This window comes from Pollutimonas rozaliensis (assembly GCF_048751585.1).
Taxonomy (GTDB): domain Bacteria; phylum Pseudomonadota; class Gammaproteobacteria; order Burkholderiales; family Burkholderiaceae_B.
Genome location: NZ_JAZHOB010000246.1, coordinates 1 through 253 on the forward strand (window position 1 = coordinate 1; position 253 = coordinate 253).

The 253-nt window shown below is 49.0% G+C and carries 1 protein-coding gene; it reads left to right on the forward strand.

What is annotated here, in order from left to right:
• On the forward strand, positions 1-253 hold a 253-nt coding region (locus tag V0R37_RS22765), incomplete at both ends, for an MnmC family methyltransferase (protein ID WP_420376642.1).

A 253-nucleotide genomic window follows, 5' to 3' on the forward strand; every position in this document is an offset into this window, starting at 1 on the left:
TGGGGCGATTATTTTAGACTTGTGGTTTGGCGATATCAAAACCAGCTTACCTCAAGTAGCCGTTTCCGAACGTGGCTTGGTTGATGCGTGGTTTCTCGATGGCTTCGCGCCCAGTAAAAACCCTGACATGTGGAGCCAAGCTTTATTTGATGGCATGAGCCAATTGGCCAAAGAAAATTGTACCTGCGCTACCTTTACCGCTGCTGGGTTTGTCCGCCGAGGGCTCAATCAAGCTGGCTTTAGCATGAAAAAG